This is a genomic window from Serratia sp. FGI94 (assembly GCF_000330865.1).
GTDB classification, from domain to species: domain Bacteria; phylum Pseudomonadota; class Gammaproteobacteria; order Enterobacterales; family Enterobacteriaceae; genus Serratia_B; species Serratia_B rubidaea.
Window position 1 is genome coordinate 2,399,243 of record NC_020064.1, and the last position, 16,514, is coordinate 2,415,756.

General features: G+C 60.4%; 13 protein-coding genes. 3 read left to right on the top strand and 10 right to left on the bottom strand.

Annotated elements, in window-relative coordinates; all coding sequences use genetic code 11:
* The first annotated feature begins 129 nt into the window (after positions 1-129).
* Positions 130-1,113, top strand: a complete 984-nt coding sequence (locus D781_RS10870; protein ID WP_041412111.1) for an NAD(P)H-quinone oxidoreductase — start codon at positions 130-132, stop codon at positions 1,111-1,113.
* 61 nt (positions 1,114-1,174) lie between these two features.
* Here D781_RS10870 and D781_RS10875 read toward each other — a convergent pair whose 3' ends face one another.
* Together D781_RS10875 and D781_RS10880 are read right to left on the bottom strand one after the other, a co-directional pair.
* Positions 1,175-1,633 carry a DUF943 family protein gene (locus D781_RS10875; RefSeq protein WP_015672376.1) on the bottom strand — a complete coding sequence of 153 codons (459 nt, stop codon included), beginning with the start codon at positions 1,631-1,633 and terminating at the stop codon, positions 1,175-1,177.
* A gap of 192 nt (positions 1,634-1,825) precedes the next feature.
* The gene (locus D781_RS10880) at positions 1,826-4,258 is read right to left on the bottom strand and encodes a glucose/quinate/shikimate family membrane-bound PQQ-dependent dehydrogenase (protein WP_015672377.1); all 2,433 of its coding nucleotides are present in this window, start codon (positions 4,256-4,258) and stop codon (positions 1,826-1,828) included.
* Between the two features lie 573 nt (positions 4,259-4,831).
* Here D781_RS10880 and D781_RS10885 point away from each other — a divergent pair.
* Positions 4,832-6,070, top strand: a complete 1,239-nt coding sequence (locus D781_RS10885) for a phage tail sheath C-terminal domain-containing protein (RefSeq protein WP_015672378.1) — start codon at positions 4,832-4,834, stop codon at positions 6,068-6,070.
* A gap of 8 nt (positions 6,071-6,078) precedes the next feature.
* Here the strand turns inward: D781_RS10885 and pqqF are convergent, their stop codons facing one another.
* The 8 genes from pqqF to D781_RS10920 all read right to left on the bottom strand — a co-directional run bounded on the left by pqqF (position 6,079) and on the right by D781_RS10920 (position 15,522).
* Complete coding sequence (gene pqqF / locus D781_RS10890; protein ID WP_015672379.1) at positions 6,079-8,406, bottom strand: pyrroloquinoline quinone biosynthesis protein PqqF; 2,328 nt, start codon at positions 8,404-8,406, stop codon at positions 6,079-6,081.
* A 2-nt stretch (positions 8,407-8,408) separates the two neighbouring features.
* Positions 8,409-9,554: a pyrroloquinoline quinone biosynthesis protein PqqE gene (pqqE, locus tag D781_RS10895; protein WP_015672380.1), complete on the bottom strand. Its 1,146-nt coding sequence runs from the start codon at positions 9,552-9,554 to the stop codon at positions 8,409-8,411.
* Complete coding sequence (gene pqqD, locus D781_RS10900; RefSeq protein ID WP_015672381.1) at positions 9,547-9,825, bottom strand: pyrroloquinoline quinone biosynthesis peptide chaperone PqqD; 279 nt, start codon at positions 9,823-9,825, stop codon at positions 9,547-9,549. The genes pqqE and pqqD overlap by 8 nt, the downstream gene beginning before the upstream one ends.
* Positions 9,825-10,580: a pyrroloquinoline-quinone synthase PqqC gene (pqqC, locus tag D781_RS10905; RefSeq protein WP_015672382.1), complete on the bottom strand. Its 756-nt coding sequence runs from the start codon at positions 10,578-10,580 to the stop codon at positions 9,825-9,827. The genes pqqD and pqqC overlap by 1 nt, the downstream gene beginning before the upstream one ends.
* Positions 10,581-10,589: 9 nt before the next feature.
* Positions 10,590-11,501, bottom strand: a complete 912-nt coding sequence (gene pqqB, locus D781_RS10910; protein ID WP_015672383.1) for a pyrroloquinoline quinone biosynthesis protein PqqB — start codon at positions 11,499-11,501, stop codon at positions 10,590-10,592.
* 60 nt (positions 11,502-11,561) lie between these two features.
* Positions 11,562-11,639, bottom strand: coding sequence for a pyrroloquinoline quinone precursor peptide PqqA (gene pqqA / locus D781_RS22720; protein ID WP_004937827.1), 78 nt, complete (start codon positions 11,637-11,639; stop codon positions 11,562-11,564).
* Between the two features lie 126 nt (positions 11,640-11,765).
* On the bottom strand, positions 11,766-12,815 hold the full coding sequence (locus tag D781_RS10915; RefSeq protein ID WP_041411806.1) for a dipeptidase: 1,050 nt from the start codon (positions 12,813-12,815) through the stop codon (positions 11,766-11,768).
* Positions 12,816-13,122: 307 nt separating this feature from the next.
* Positions 13,123-15,522, bottom strand: a complete 2,400-nt coding sequence (locus D781_RS10920; RefSeq protein WP_015672385.1) for a glucose/quinate/shikimate family membrane-bound PQQ-dependent dehydrogenase — start codon at positions 15,520-15,522, stop codon at positions 13,123-13,125.
* A 558-nt stretch (positions 15,523-16,080) separates the two neighbouring features.
* Between D781_RS10920 and D781_RS10925 the strand changes: the two genes are divergently transcribed.
* Positions 16,081-16,506, top strand: coding sequence for a DUF2231 domain-containing protein (locus tag D781_RS10925; RefSeq protein ID WP_015672386.1), 426 nt, complete (start codon positions 16,081-16,083; stop codon positions 16,504-16,506).
* Positions 16,507-16,514: the final 8 nt, after the last annotated feature.

Genomic DNA, 16,514 nt, shown 5'->3' on the forward strand with positions numbered 1-16,514 from the left:
AACAATGAATTCTAAAACTGGCATTTGTGGCCTGTGCGTACCAAGTTTAAGCTAAATGGTAACAGAGTTAACGTAAAACGGGATCATAGTATGTCAGTTGAAACGAACGGCACGGCGCTGCCGGCCAGTATGAAGCAAATCATTATCCGCGAGGCCGGCGGCCCTGAGGTATTACAGGCGGTCAGCGCGGCGCTGCCGCGTCCCGGCGCCGGTGAAGTGTTGGTGCGCGTCCGGGCGGCGGGGATTAACCGCCCTGATATTATGCAGCGGCAGGGATTATACCCGATGCCCGCCGGCGTGACGCCGATCCCCGGCCTGGAGATCGCCGGCGAGATCGTGGCGCGCGGAGAAGGGGCGACGCGTTTTGCCCTGGGCGCTAACGTCTGCGCGCTGACCGACGGCGGCGGCTATGCCGAGTACTGCGTGGTGCCGGAAACGCAGCTGCTGCCGGTACCGCAGGGGTTCAGCATGGAGCAGTCGGCGGCACTGCCGGAAACCTTCTTCACCGTCTGGGCCAACCTGCTGGCCGACCAGCGGGTGAAGCCGGGCGACAGCGTACTGATCCACGGCGGCACCAGCGGTATCGGCACCACGGCGCTGATGCTGTGCCGGGCGCTGGGCATCACCGCTTACGCCACCGCCGGCAGCGATGAGAAATGCGCCGCCATCGCCGAACTGGGCGGCATCGGCATCAACTACCGCAGCGAAGATTTTGTGGCGGCGATTGCCCGGCACACCAACGGCGTCGGCGTTGACGCGGTGCTGGATATTATGGGCGGCAGCTACTTTAACCAGAATATCGAGGTGCTGAAGAAGGACGGCCAATTGATTATTATCGGTTTCCTCGGCGGCGTCGAGGCGGAAAAGGCCAACCTGATGAAGCTGGTGCTCAAGCGCGCACGGGTGACCGGTTCCACCCTGCGCGCCCGCAGCAAAGCGGAAAAAGCGCAGATTGCCCGCGAACTGCAACAGCACGTCTGGCCGCTGCTGGAAAGCGGCCAGTGCCGCCCGCCGCTGATCTACCAGACCTGGCCATTAGACGATGTGGCGCGCGCCCATCAGGAAATGGACAGCGGTAAACATATCGGCAAAATTGTGCTGACCATCGGCTGACGCGACAGCGGCAGAGAAGGCATAAAAAAGCCCGCTTGATTACCAAGCGGGCCATGATATTTCAATACTCATCACGCGAAGATCGCGTAATTTTACCATCCTGATTTCTCAGGTAAGCGACATCATCAAAACTAAACTCGGTATCCCCGTCTCGTGTACGGCGAACCGACATCAAAATATTTTTGTCGATACAGTTCTTCGTTGCCTGCATCTCATCAAAACAGCGGCGATCCTTTTTTCCCGCTTCTTTATAACCGTCACCAAATGCATAGATAGTGATGAATATCGGCCCATCTGCGTCGGCAGAGGGGATATTATATTGCTTCAGAATTGATGACTGGTTTTTTAACCACCAGTTTATGCTGGCGGAGTGGGACCATGGTAGATGGTCAACAAGAATTTGCGCTGTATATTGCCCATGATGGGCATCCATGATCTTAACCGTTCGACTATTTAGATAAGCATATAACCCAACGCCGAGAAAGGCCATTAGGCACAGGGTTAACAGCAACTTTTTCACTAACGGCCTCCCTCAATATTAGTAACAGCCATCCCATTAACCCCATATCATTTAAGTGGGTATTGGCATGTTATTTGTACAGCGGAGAGTGTCAATATTAAACGCTTAATGTTGAGCTGGGCTTCTCAAACTGGCTGGCATAAAAAAGCCCGCTTGATTACCAAGCGGGCTATCTCATCTTACGGGGCGGGATTATTTATCCAGCGCGTAGGCAATCACGTAATCGCCGCGATCCGGCGACTGACGTGCACCGCCGGCGGAGATCAGGATGTACTGCTTGCCGGTTTCCGGTGAGATATAGCTCATCGGGGTGCCGCCGCTGCCGACCGGCAGGCGTGCTTTCCATACCTCTTTACCGGTGGACGAGTCAAAGGCGCGCAGGTAGTAATCCTGCGTACCGGCGATAAACACCAGACCGCCTTGAGTGGCCAGCGTACCGCCCAGCGTCGGCATGCCGACCGGCATCTGCGCATGCATTTTGATGCCGAACGGGCCGGTGTCCTGCACGGTGCCGGCCGGTACCTGCCAGACCACTTTCTGGGTCTTCAGATCGATGGCGGACAGGGTGCCGAACGGCGGCTTCTGGCACGGAATGCCCAGCGGCGACATAAAGCGGTTTTTGTTTACCGCATACGGCGTGCCTTTCAGCGGCACCGCGCCCATACCGGCATTCACCGACTCACCGCCGTTGCTGGCCGGCGCGTTAGCGTCTTCCTGCTTCTGCGGAATCATCTGTACCCACAGGCCCAGACGCATATCGTTGGCGAAGATATAGTGGTTGTTCGGATCAACCGACAGGCCGCCCCAGTTCATGCCGCCGAGCGAGCCGGGGAAGCTGAGGGAGACGTCGGTGTCCGGTGCGGTAAACAGCCCGTCGTAGCGCATCGATTTAAAGCTGATGCGACACATCAGCTGGTCGAACGGCGTGGCGCCCCACATATCCGATTCGCTGAGCTTCTGCGCGCCAATCTGCGGCATGCCGACCGAGAACGGTTGGGTAGCGGAATACTGCTCGTTCGGGATATTGCGGGTTTTCACCGGCAGCTCTTTGACCTCGGTCAGCGGCTTGCCGGTATGGCGATCCAGCACGAAGATCTGGCCGGTTTTCGCACCAAACACCAGCGCCGGCTTGGTGCTGCCGTCCTTCATCGGGAAGTCGATCAGGCTCGGCTGCATCGGGATATCGAAGTCCCACAGATCGTTATGCACGGTCTGGTAGACCCATTTCTCTTTGCCGGTGGTGGCGTCCAGCGCCAGGATGGACGCACCATATTTGTGGTCCAGCTTGGTGCGGTTGGCGCCCCACAGGTCTACCGACGAGCTGCCCATCGGCAGGAACACGGTGTTCATCGCCGGGTCGTAGGACATTGGCGCCCAGGAGTTCGGGGTGCTGCGCACATAGTGCTGGCCCGGTTTCAACGCTGCGTTCGGGTCGTCGTTGCCCGGGTCGAACGCCCAGCGCATGGCGCCGGTGATGACGTCAAAGCCGCGCAGTACGCCGCCAGGCATATCGGTCTGGACGTTATCCGCCACGCGGCCGCCCACCACCACGGTGGTGCCGGCCAGGGTCGGCGCGGAAGTCAGCTGATATTTCGGATCGGCGGCGTCGCCGAGGCCGGCTTTCAGATCGACGATGCCGTTCTGGCCAAAGTTCTGGCAGAACTCGCCGTTGTCGGCGTTAATCGCCACCAGGCGCGCATCGATGGTGTTCATCAGAATACGACGCTGGCAGCTGTCGCCGGCCGCCAGCGCTACCGGCGCGGCAGGGGTGGATCCGGGAACGCTCGGCTGCGGAATCGGCTTGTTAACGTCGAAATAGGCCAGGCCGCGGCAGCGGTTCCAGACCTGAGACTGGGCGTTGATTTCACGCTTCCAGATCTGTTTGCCGCTGTCGACGTCAACCGCAATCACGTTATTGTGCGGGGTGCAGAGGAAAATACGGTTGCCGACCTGCAGCGGCGTCTGCTGATCTTCCGCGCCGTTGCCGTCCGGGCTAAGCGGGATGTCGCCGGTGTGGAAGGTCCAGGCCACTTTCAGATCTTTAACGTTGTCGCGGGTGATCTGGTCCAGCGCCACAAAACGGTCGCCGCCCGGCGTATTGCCGTAGTTGTCCCAGTCTTTCTGCTGTTTGGCTTTATCCACCGGCACCAGCGGCAGCTGCTCGCCGCTAAAGGCCACGGTCGGATGCGGCTGGAACATCTGCACAAAGGTCACGCCCATGCCGACGGCCAACAGCGCCGACAGCAGGTAGGAGAGTTTGCCCAGCGGCGCTTTACCTTCCGCCTTGCGCAGCGCCGGCCAGGTGAGAAACGCCAGCAGCATCAGGCCGGTCGGCACCATCAGGCGCGACACCAGCGGCCAGAAGTCGAAGCCGGCATCAATCACCGACCAGATCAGGGTGCCGATAAACACCAGCAGGAACAATACCACCGCCGACGAGCGGCGGCGGAACAGTTGGATAGCCGCCAGCAGCGTCACCACGCCGGCGATCAGGAAGTACCAGCTACCGCCCAACGAGACCAGCTTGCCGCCGGCAATGGCGAAAAACAGCCCGGTGGCGGCGAGGACGATCCCCAATAGCACGCACCATATTTTCATACCCGGTCGGGCATTTACATCAGACATATCAGCGACTCTCCCGAATCATATTACCTATCGTTGTGTGTTAACAAAGTGTAATCGCTGACCAGCATTGCGCCACCGAAGCGGGGCATAGCTGGGCGATGAGACCGTTAAGACAGACATTGTACCATTTGATACGTTTTTGTCGTTACAGATATGTGTCGTATAAAAAGGATTAATGTGAAGATTTAGATCGAAAGACGTAGACGTTGCTGCCAGCCGCAGGTCCGGCCGCTGGCGGTGCGATAGCGTCTGGCCACACTTCATTTTTGCACTGTTTAATTAACATATACCTCAGGCTGGCCAATTTCTGAAAAAAGTCGTTTTTGATAGTCATTTCGGGATATGATATTTTTTAATGTTCGCCATTGTGGAATAATAATTTCACAGTCAGTGAAAATAATCCCACCATTATGTAACCTGGCACGTTACTAACGCATTGCCGACCGGTATAACCGGGCCAAGCCTGGAAGTAATGAAGTGGCTGTGAAACAAATCACGCTTAATGCAGAACGTATTATTGCGAGCTGCAACTGAATATTTATTACAACTTTTTTACTCGGCAGGTATTTATTTATGATCACTTTCCCCAAAGCTCCGGGTGTATATATCGACGAATTTGAAGGATTGTCGTTATCCGTTTCATCAGCAACGACAGCCGTGCCGGTTTTTGCTCTCTCCCAGACAAACGATCACCCCTGGTGGGAAACAATACAGCAGCCACTGCGTATTCATTCATTCTCCGAGTTTGAAAGATACGTCCTTGGTGCGGTCAATGACCAACCGCAAAGCGCACTCAGCTTACAGCCCAACCGTAACTTGGCAGGCGGCCGTTATTGGCCAAGCTTGGCGTCATTGGCAAAAATTGACGGTGCCGGCGCGTTTGGTAACGAGGCGGAATGGAGCCAGCCGCTTGCTCCGGCCCTGCGCGCTTATTTTGACAACGGCGGGGGCTATTGTTATCTCTGCCCGTATGACCAACTGGCTGATGCTGTACCGCAGATGAACGATGTCACCCTGATTGTTCAGGCCGGGGAACCCGCAGCAGCGGCGGTAATTCAACAGATTTGTACGCCTGGCAGCATGCTGTTCGGGCTGCTGGATGGCCCCAAAGAGGAAACGCTGGAAAGTGTATACCCTAAAATGCCCCCCTCAGAGCACACGGCGGTTTATTACCCGTGGCTGGCGGCGGATTGGCACCTTAATGATCGTGATGGATCGCCGATTGACCGACAAGACATTCATTTAGTCGCGCCCAGTGCGGTGGTGGCGGGTTTGATATGCAAAGCCGATAGCCAGCGAGGAGTATGGAAAGCGCCGACCAATATCCCTATCAGTGCCGGGTTGATTCCGACGGTCAACGTTGAAGATAAGACACAGGCGCTGTACACCAGCCCGGATCAAAATACGTTATCCGTAAACATGATCCGCAGTTTTCCGGGGCGCGGTACGCTGGTCTGGGGGGCGAGAACGATGGGCGTTTCTGGGAGTCACTGGGGCTATATCAGCGTACGGCGTACTTGCGACATGGTTGAACGAGATATTCGCAACATGCTCGCCCCGGTAGCGTTTGAGCCTAATTCAGCTGCCACCTGGCAATCCGTTACGGCTGCGATTAACAATTATCTCTACACGTTGTGGAAGAAAGGGGGCTTGTGCGGTAACACACCTGAATCGGCCTATCGTGTGGAGCTGGCGATAGAAGACAACAACATCGATAACGGGATCCTACGGGTGCGTGTCGGACTGGCGGCGTTGCGCCCGGTAGAGTTTATCTACCTCGAATTTACCCAGGATATCGCACCGTTGGCCTAAACGCTCATTCAGTCCGCAGTAAACAACCGGCGCTGTCCGTCAAGCAGCGCCGGCAAATCCAGCGCCGCCAGCGCGGCGGCGTCCGGCCGCTGTTCTAACACCTCGTCCCGCGTGCGCTGCCAGTAATCGCCGGCGGCGGATTGCAGGCTCTGCGCCAGCGTCTGTTTCGCCTGCTGCAGCGCCGTCGCGTCCAATGCGGCTAACTCCTGGCGCATCTGCTGTAAAAACTCGCGGGTATAGTTGTGTAACTGCTCAAGGCTGCAGCGCGGCGACTGTAAGGCAAACAGTATGCCGTCGCGATCGGCGCAGCGGTGATAGGCGCAGTGCGCTACGTAGCCGATATTCAGCTCGACGCGCAACCGTTGGAAGAAGCAGGGCGCATACAGTTGCGCCAGCAGCCGCAGCGCCAACCGCGCCGTCGGCGTGGCGTCCGCCAGCGGATAGAACAGCAGCAGCGTGCGATCGTCGGCGTGGTCGTCGCTGAGTCGCACCGGTTGCGCAGCGGCGATCGGTGCGACATCCTGCGCGGTGACGATCGGCGCCGGAAAGGCGGAGAGCAACTGACTGAGTTGCTGATGCAGCGCCGCATCGCCGGCAAACAGCGTCGCCTGCCAGCTCACCGCGTCGGCCGGCGGCGCCAGCACCTCCGGCAATTGCGCCGCCAGACGGCGCACGGCGATTTCGCCCTGAGCGCGCAGCTGCGTTCGCTGCCAGCTGAGCGCCGCCTCCTGTTTAAGTGCATCGTCAAGAGTGGTCAGGCGCTGATTGATCTGACTGAGCGCCCGGCACAGCAGCGGCGCGTCGCCGGACACTTGCAGCGTCCAGACGCCGTAACTCTGCGTGAAGCCGAGCGAACCGCCCTGATGGGTAATTTCTGCCGCCAGCGTGCGCAGCGCCGACGTCAGCAACGCGGCCCGTTCGGACGCCAGCGGCGTAGACGGCGCGGGGCGCAGCAGCAGCACCGGCGGATGATCGCCGTCGGCGCGCCAGCTCAGCGGCGCGCGTTCCGCAGGCAGCGCCAACGGCGTCGACGGGGCGTCGTGGCGCGGGTAGAAACGGTAATGCGGCGGCCGGCGCGCGCTGTGGGCGGCGACAAAAGGCGTCAGCGCCAGCGGCAACCCCTGCACCCCGCGCGATTCGGCGGCCGTCTCGGCGCTGACCAACAGGCGACGCAGGTTGCCGGCCGTCAGTTCAGCCAGACAGGCTGGCCACGGCGCATTTTCCGCCAGCGGCGGCAGGCCGAATGCCCGCGCCCGCAGCTGGTCAAGCGGCGTCAGTCGCATAAAGTCCTGATTGCCGCGCCGGGCGTAGTGTTCACGCTGCGCCGCGCTGAGCGACGGCAGCAGCTGCAGCCAGTCCAGCAGGGCGTTTTCAATGATTGCCGCCTCCGCCGCGCTGCCGCGGTTGACGCTGAAGATAAACGTCAGCAGCGCGCGACCGTCGGCGCAGGGGGTATGCCGCAGGCGGACGGCGTCGCAGCAGGCGCTGCGGCGCAGGTGTGCCATCAGGCTGCCGGGCGCTTCGTCCTGCAGCAGCGCGTCCAGCAGGCGCAGCCCGTCACGGGCGGCGGCATCCGCCGCGTTAAGCGCAAAGGTTAAGCGCAGCTGCGGCAGTCCCGGCAAATTCAGCCGGCGATCGTCGCGCGGGATCAGCCGCGGTGCCGCCGTGCTGTCGGCGACAACGCCGGACGGCAGCGGCTGCGTCAGCGTTTCCGCCAGCTGCCGCAGCTGTGCAAGCGGCAGCGGCGCCTGCAGCCACAGCGTCATATTCGCCGCGTGGTAATAGCGGCGGTGGAAATCACGCAGGGCGGCGCACAGCGCCGGCATATCGTCGCCAAACGCCCGGCGGTTGCCGACGGTAAAGCGCCGCATGGCGGCAATGCCGTCAAACGCCTGCTGCTGCGCGGCCTCACACAGCGTATCGGCGTCTTGGCACAGCAATTGGTATTCGGCGTCGATCACCTCAACCTCCTGCGCCAGCGCCGGCAGGGCCAGCAGCGGGGCGGCCAGCATGTCGATCAGTCGTGCCAGGCCGTCGGCGAAGCGTTCGCCGTCAAGTTCAAAAAAGAAGTGGGTCGCGGTTTCGCGGGTGGTGGCGTTGAGGCGGCCGCCGTGGGCCGGCACCCAGCTCATCAGCCGCTGGTCACCGTCAAAGGCGTGGCTGCCGCGAAACAGCATATGCTCCAGCAGGTGCGCCAGCCCCGGCCAGTCCGACGGTTCGTGGTAACTGCCGGCGTCAATCTGCATCAACGCCGCCGCGCGCGGCGCGGCGGCATCGGCGAGCAGGTTAAGCCGCAGGCCGCTCGCGAGCCGCAGCGTGACCGGGGGCTGGGGCATGTTCAGGCCTGACCTTTAAAGATCAGCTGTGAGTTGGTACGGTTGCGGAACCGCAGCTGATCGATGCCGATCTGCGTCTGGTTCGCCGCCTCGCGCGCCGCCAGAATCGTGCCGTGGTGCGGTGACTTGGAACAGACCGGATCGGCATTGCTGGCGTCGCCGGTCAGCATAAACGCCTGGCAGCGGCAGCCGCCGTAGTCCTGCTCTTTTTCCGGGCAGGAGCGGCAAGGCTCCGGCATCCAGTCGTAGCCGCGGTAGCGGTTAAAGCCGAACGATTCATACCAGATATGCTCCAGGCTGTGCTCCAGCACCGACGGGAACTTCACCGGCAGCTGGCGGGCACTGTGACAGGGTAACGCCATGCCTTCCGGCGTCACGCTGAGGAAGATCGCGCCCCAGCCGCCCATACAGCCTTTCGGCCGCTCTTCATAATAGTCCGGCGTGACGAACAGCAGGTTGGCCAGGTTGCCGCTGTCGGCCATTTTCTCGCGGTAGCGCTGCACCACCTGTTCCGCATCGGCAATCTGCTCGCGGGTCGGCAGCAGGCCTTCGCGGTTCAGTTGCGCCCAGCCGTAGAATTGGCAGGTCGCCAGCTCTACGTCGTCGGCTTCCAGCTGGATCGCCAGCTCGATAATACGGTCGATCTGGTCGATATTATGCCGGTGCAGCACAAAGTTGAGCACCATCGGGTAGCCCAGCGCCTTGACCGCTTTCGCCATCGCCAGTTTCTGCTGGAAGGCCTTCGGGTTGCCGGCCAGCGCCGCGTTCAGCGTTTCATCGCTGGCCTGGAAGCTGATCTGGATATGGTCCAGACCGGCGTCGGCGAAGGTCTGCAGCTTTTTCTCCGTCAGCCCGATGCCGGAGGTGATCAGGTTGGTATAGAACCCCAGATCGCGCGCCGCGGCGATCAGTTCCGGCAGGTCTTTGCGCACCAGCGGCTCGCCGCCGGAGAAGCCCAGCTGCACGCTGCCCATCGCCCGCGCCTGGCGGAACACCTCAATCCACTGCTCGGTGGTCAGCTCCTGCTCCTGCGCGGCGAAGTCGAGCGGGTTGGAGCAGTAGGGGCACTGCAGCGGGCAGCGGTAGGTCAGCTCCGCCAGCAGCCACAGCGGCGGGTTGACCGACGGTTTTACAGCATGTTCAGTCACGGAAAATTACCCACTTTTGCTCGTAGGCGCGCTGGAAAAACTCCAGCACGTCCTGCGCCAGCCCGTCGGCGCCGGGAAAGCGCGCGTTCAGCTGGTCGATAATGCCCTGCAGCGTCGACTTGCCGTCCACCAGTTGCAAAATGGCGGCGGCGCTGTCGTTCAGTTTAGCCATGCCTTCAGGGTACAGAATCACATGGCTCTGCTGCACCTCTTCCCACTGCAGGCGGTAGCCGCGGCGAAACATCGGGGTCTGTTCAGGATTCAACGTCATTACACCAGCCTCTGGGTATGCCACGCCCGCGCATCGGTCACGGTGTGGTACGGCGCTCGGTTCAGGGAATAGGCCATGGTCATGGCGTCCAGCATGCTCCACAGAATATCCAGTTTAAACTGCAGGATCTCCAGCATACGCTGCTGCTTCTCGACGCTGTCGCAGTACTCCAGCGCCAGCGCCAGTCCGTGCTCCACGTCGCGGTTGGCCTGGCCGAGGCGGCTGCGGAAATAGTCGTAGCCTTCGGCTTCGATCCACTGATAGTGCTGCGGCCAGCTGTCGAGGCGCGCCTGATGGATCTGCGGCGCAAACAGTTCGGTCAGCGAGCTGCAGGCCGCTTCCTGCCAGCAGGCGCGGCGGGCGAAGTTGACGTAGGCGTCAACGGCGAAGCGTACGCCCGGCAGCACCAGCTCTTCGGACAGCAGGGTATCGCGCTGCAGGCCCACCGCTTCCCCCAGCCGCAGCCAGGCTTCGATGCCGCCTTCGCTGCCGCCGTAGCCGTCGTGGTCGAGGATGCGCTGCACCCATTTGCGCCGCACGTCCGGCTGCGGGCAGTTGGCCATAATCGCCGCGTCCTTGATCGGGATGCTGGTCTGATAGTAGAAGCGGTTGGCGACCCAGCCCTGGATCTGCTCGCGCGTCGCCTCGCCGTTGTGCATGGCGATATGGTACGGATGATGAATATGGTAATACGCGCCTTTCGCCCGCAGCGCCGCTTCAAATTCGGCCGGGGAAAGGGGGTGTTGCTGTGTCATGGCGTTAACCTACAGGTCGATGTTCATCCCGTCCCAGCTCACTTCGATGCCGGCCTGCGTCAGGCTGTGACGCTCGGCGGAATCTTCGTCCAGGATCGGATTGGTATTATTAATATGGATCAGGATTTTGCGTTTTGCCGGCAGCGAGGCCAGCAGCGCCGCCAGGCCCTGTTCTTCCGCCAGCGCCAGGTGGCCCATATCCTTGCCGGTGTTGCGGCCGACGCCGGCGTCCGCCAGCTCATTGTCGCGCCACAGCGTGCCGTCAATCAACAGGCAGTCGGCGCGCTGCAGCCACGGCAGCAGGGCGTCGTCCGGCTCGCCCAGTCCCGGCGCATACAGCAGGCTGCTGCCGCGCGCGGTGTCTTCGACGAACAGCGCGACGTTATGGCCCGGCAGCGGACGATGACGATACTGCGAATAGGGCGGCGCGTTGCTCAGCAGCGGGATGGCGGTAAAGCGGATGGTCGGGCAGACCGCGGTCTGGAAGCTCGCCAGCGGTTCGACCGGGTGGTGGATCAGCCCACCGTTCCAGTGCGACAGCATGGTGAACAGCGGGAAGCCGTTGCTCAGGTCGTCGTGTACTTCGCGGGTGCACCAGACGTGGTGCGGGCAGCCTTCACGCAAATTGAGTAAACCCGCGCTGTGATCGATCTGGCTGTCGGTCAGAATGATCGAACCGATGCCGGTGCCGCGCAGCACGTCGGGGTTATTCAATTCAGGCGAAGCCAGCAGCTGATGACAGATATCGGGGGAGACGTTGCACAGCACCCAATTTTTACCGTCGTCGCTGATGGCGATGGAGGACTGGGTGCGGCGCGACGCCTTGATGGTGTTGTTGCGCACGCCCTGACAATTCTTGCAGTTGCAGTTCCACTGGGGGAAACCGCCGCCTGCCGCAGAGCCGAGAACTTTAATCTGCATGTGTGGACCAGATAAGGGGAAACCAAAGAGATGCCCGCACGGGGCGGGCATGACGGGCAATTAACGGTTGGAAATGTACAGCGTCACTTCCAGGCCCAGGCGCAGGTCGACGAATTCAGGTTTGGTCCAGGTGGTCATATGTCATACTCCTATTTTATTGTCGTGGGCAAAAAACGCCCATTAAGAAAACCGTTTACATCCGGCCGCTGCGATGTTGAATAAATGTGATGAACTTCGCAACCTTTAAAGGGTAAAAGTTTTTGGCTATGCGCGCCAGTTGACAGTCAGCGTTTTAAGCCAATTGTCCCAGCAGAGCTTGTCCAGCAGCGGCTGATCAAACCCCGCCTGCGCCAGCGCCCCCATCAGCGCCGGCAGGCCGCTGACGTCCGCCAGCGGCTGCGGCACATTCACACCGTCAAAATCCGAGCCGAAGCCAACGTGATCTTCACCAAGTTTAGCGATTAAAAACTCAATATGTTTAACAATTTCGGTCAAATCGGTGTTGGCGCTGTCCCGTTGGCCGTCGGCGCGCAAAAAGGCGGTGCCGAAATTGACGCCGACCATGCCGCCGCTGCGGGCAATGGCGTCCAGCTGGGCGTCGGTGAGGTTGCGCGGCTGCGGGCAGAGCGCATGGGCGTTGGAGTGGGTTGCCACCAGCGGCGCGTCGCTGAGGGCGGCGGTGTCCCAGAAGGCCTTTTCGTTCATATGTGAGACGTCGATCATGATGCGCCGGCGGTTGCAGGCGGCGATCAGCGCCTTGCCGGCGTCGGTCAGGCCGGGGCCGCTGTCCGGCGATCCGGGAAACGCGCCGCGGATCCCTTCGCCGAAGGCGTTGGCCACGTTCCAGAACGGCCCGATGCTGCGTACGCCCAGCCGGTAGAAATGCTCCAGCTGCGACAGCTCGGCGTCCAGCGCGCCGGCACCCTCAATATGCAGCACCGCGGCGATCTGCCCGCTGGCCCGGCACTGGCGGATATCGTCGGCCGTGCGGCAGACGCGCAGCCGCTCCGGCGCCGCCTGCTCCAACTGATACATGATGGCGATCTGCTGTTCGACGATGGTCAGCGGATCGAAATAGCTCTGCACCTGCGCTTCGCTCTGTCCGCGCTGCTGGGCGACATACGCCACGGGCGGGATAAACACCGCGAACAGTCCGCCGGCAAAGCCGCCGCGCCGCATGCGCGGATAGTCGAGGTGGCCGCCTGGGACCTGTTGGTAAAAAGCGCCGGCCGGATCGTCGGGATGTTCGAGCCACAGTTTGAGCAGCAGGTCGTTATGGCCGTCAAATACGGCGCGGGGCGGTAAGGGGGTCATCATGGTTTCACTATATCGGCAGGTGAATGTCTATGTTCCCCGATCTGCCGGGACAGGGCAACCGCCGCCGGTGCCAAACGGCGATTTGTTCGGCAGAGCGCAACGGCCATTGGCTCACCGGATCCTCAGATCCCCCAGAACATCAGGTTAATCGCATCCTTATATGCTGAAAAAATCAGCAGCGCAAGCCCAGGCTGTTTTCCGGCGCGACCTGTGGAGATGAGACAGGGTTTCAGGAATGGCAGACAAAAAATGGCCGCCCTGCGGGGCGGCCATCTGCGGTACTCACACGCGTCAGCGCGTCAGATTACTTGCTTTCGGTGCCGTCAGGCAGGGCGTAAGCGACAATGTAGTCGCCCAGCTTGGTGCCGAACGAGCCGTGGCCGCCTGCGGCGATCACCACGTACTGCTTGCCGTTAACCTGATAGGTCATCGGCGTTGCCTGGCCGCCGGCCGGCAGACGCGCTTCCCACAGTTTATCGCCGTTGCTGACGTTAAACGCACGCAGGTAGTTATCCGCGGTCGCGCCGATAAAGAAGATATTGCCTGCGGTGGTCACCGGACCGCCCAGCATCGGCATACCCATTTTAAACGGCAGCGGGACCGGCGAGCTGTCGCGCACGGTGCCGATACGTTTCTTCCACACGATCTGGTTGGTTTTCAGATCGACCGCCGAGATGTAACCCCAGGCCGGCTGTTTGCACGGGAAGCCCAGCGGCGACAGGAACGGATTCAGCTCTACGCCGTACGGTACGCCGTACTGCGGCTGAATGCCGGACTCGGTACCGCTGCCGCCTTTGTCGTTTTCATCCGGCTCGATCGGGTTGCCCGGACCGCGCGGAATCAGTTTGGAGACAAACGGCAGCGCCATCGGGTTGGCGATCGCCACCTGACGGTCGGTATCCACCGACAGGCCGCCCCATTCAAACATCCCCAGGTTGCCCGGGAATACCAGCGTGCCTTGCTCGGACGGCGGGGTGAAGGTGCCTTCATAGCGCAGGCTGTGGAACATCACGCGGCACACCAGCTGATCGTAGATGGTGGCGCCCCAGGTGTCGGCACCGGTCAGGTTTTTCTCCGGACGGAAGGTCAGTTCGGAGAACGGCTGCGTCGGCGACAGACGGTCGCCTTTCGCCGGGCCCTGCGGCACCGGACGTTCCGGCGCCGGTACCACCAGCTCACCGTTGGTGCGGTTCAGCACAAAGATGTTGCCGGTTTTGGTCGGTACGTAAATCACCGGTACTTTCTTGCCGTCTTTACCGGTGATATCCGCCAGCGTCGGCTGGGCAGGAATATCCATGTCCCACAGATCGTGGTGCACGGTCTGGTAGAACCAAGCCAGTTTACCGGTGCTGGCGTGCAGCGCCAACAGGCCGCTGGCGTAGCGTTCCATTTCCGGCGTACGGTCGCCGCCCCAGATATCCGGCGTGGACACGCCCATCGGCAGGTAAACCATATCCAGCTTGGCGTCATAGGCCGCCGGCGCCCAGGAGTTCGGCGAGTTCGGCACGAAGTGGTGTTCGTCGGCCGGGATCTTGTTCGGATCGGCGCTGCCCGGGTCGAAGGCCCACAGCAGTTTGCCGCTGTTGACGTCAAAGCCGCGGATAACCCCAGAAGGTTCGCGGTTGGAGTAGTTATCGGTCACCGCGCCGGCAATGATGATCACTTTGTCGGTGACCACCGGCGGCGAGGTCGGCTCATAGTGGCCCGGCGTCGCATGCGGCATATTAGTTTGCAGGTTCAGCTCGCCGTTGTCGGCGAAGTCCGGGCAGCGTTTGCCGGTTTCGGCATCCAGCGCGAACAGACGACCGTCGTTCACCGGCATGATAATGCGGCGGGCGCACTGGGCTGCCGGCGTATGGTTGGCATCGGCCTGCGCCGCAGCCGGCGTTTCATGATAAGAAACGCCGCGGCAGGTGATGTGCTGGAAGGTTGAGTTGTATTTAAGCTGCGGATCGAACTGCCACTTCTCTTTACCGGTGGCGGCATCCAGCGCAAACAGTTTCTGGTGCGCGGTGCACAGATACAGCGTGTCGCGGATTTTAATCGGCGTTACTTCGTTGGTGATCTCGCCCGGGTCATTCTCGGTTTTCAGATCGCCGGTGCGGAAGGTCCAGGCTTCTTTCAACTGAGCAACGTTTTTGTCGTTGATCTGCTTCAGGGGCGAGTAGCGGGTGCCTTCCTGGGTGCGGCCGTAGGCCGGCCAGTCTGCGGCGTCAGCCTGCGCGGCCTGATCGACCACCGCCTGCGTCTGCGCCGGATCCAGCGTGCCGTGGATCTCCTGCGGGTCGTTGAACACCGCGTAGGCCAGCACCGCCACGGTCAGCACCAGCACCGCGCTCAGCGCGCCGTAGGCCAGTTTGCCGCCGGCAACCAGTTTGCGGTAAATGAACGGCAGCACCATCCACAGACCGAAGAAGAAGGTGACGTCGAGACGCGGCGTCAGCGCCCAGAAGTCAGGGCCGACTTCCCACAGCGCCCAAATCACCGTGCCCAGCAGGAACAGGGCGTACAGCAACAGGGCAGTAGCACGGCGACGGTACAACAGCCATGCGGTTATCAACATTACCACACCGGCGACGATGTAATAGAACGAGCCGCCCAGTTTGGTCAACCATATCCCGCCGACTAACAGATATACGCCGCTTAACGCAGCGAACAGCGCTGTTAATAGGATCAGGATGGATGAGGGGTGTTTTTTTTCCATAGAATTAACCACCGTGAATTAAAAAAGCTTCATTTTGAGAATAAGCCAAATCTCAAAAAGCATTCTGTTTTTTGTTTAACCGAGCCGAAAATAGCGATCGGCCGGTCGCTTTATTGACCCTGGAACCAATAAAGATGCGCAAGTATGAGACTTATTTCACAGATATGGTAGAGCTTTAATGGTAAGGCGCGCGTTTTTTCGCCGCCGCCATGATGGGCGAAGAGCGCCTGGAGCCAGTTATCATGCGGCCTGAGCGGACGGTGAACAATTAATGCCTCGTCGCAGCGGCGTAGCGCTGCATGGCGTATTTACCACCAAATAGCGCACGTTATTTATGGCCATTGCCGCGCCGGTGAAATATATCCTTAGTTTTTCTGCAACAATATATCCGCGCGCTCAGAGGATTCTAAATTCGATTACCCCTGATTTTCACGTTGTTTTCTTCTGCGTTTTTTTTATCCGCCTTGCCCGCGTCTTTCATCATCTTTACTAATCTATTACAGGCGCGGCTGTACGTTGGTCGTTATGCCTACCTTTGGATGCGTTTAGGAGACGGACATGAATATCCACCACAATACCTCGGGAAAATCGACGCTTGCCGTGGCGCTGTACGAACTGCTGAACCCGATTCCGCTCGGATTCTTTGTCGCCGCCTGGATTTTCGACATTATTTACCTCAAAACCTTTGTCCTGATGTGGACCCACGCCGCCAGCTGGCTGATCGCCTTCGGGCTGGTGATCGCCATTATTCCCCGGCTGATTAATCTGGGGCAGGTCTGGTTCAGCAAAAGCGCGCGCGAGCGCGGGGCCACGCTGCACTTCTGGCTGAATCTGCTGGCGATCGTGCTGGCGATCGTCAACGCCTTTATTCACAGCCGCGACGCCTATGCGGTGGTGCCGCTGGGCGTTACGCTCTCGACCCTGGTGGTGATCCTGCTGCTGTTGGGCAATGTGCAATTTGCGTTACGTCAACGCGCCGCTTAAGGAGAAGC